This is a genomic window from Christiangramia aquimixticola, from assembly GCF_048285835.1.
In the GTDB taxonomy this organism is placed as follows: domain Bacteria; phylum Bacteroidota; class Bacteroidia; order Flavobacteriales; family Flavobacteriaceae; genus Christiangramia; species Christiangramia aquimixticola.
This window is the reverse complement of record NZ_JBLVTL010000323.1, coordinates 1-281: the sequence shown is the minus strand read 5'-3', so window position 1 is coordinate 281 and position 281 is coordinate 1. Positions and strand designations below refer to the sequence as shown.

Annotated in this window: 1 protein-coding gene; it reads left to right on the top strand. The window is 45.2% G+C overall.

Going from position 1 to position 281, the window contains the following annotated elements; genetic code table 11:
- Positions 1 to 281 (top strand): lactate/malate family dehydrogenase (locus tag ACNKXV_RS14660; protein ID WP_417908435.1); only part of this gene is annotated, 281 nt, incomplete at both ends.

Genomic DNA, 281 nt, shown 5'->3' with positions numbered 1-281 from the left:
AAATATTCTCCAAACGCCATCATTATCGTAGTTTCCAATCCTCTCGACGTCATGACCTATCAGGCACACTTGACTTCAGGCTTGCCAAGAACAAAAGTGATGGGTATGGCAGGTATCTTGGACACTGCCAGATACAGAGCGTTTTTGGCTGAGGAACTCAACGTTTCCGGTAAGGAAATCCAGGCGATCCTTATGGGAGGTCATGGAGATACCATGGTACCACTTCCAAGATATACGACTGTAGCAGGTATCCCTGTGACAGAATTAGTGGAAAAAGAAAA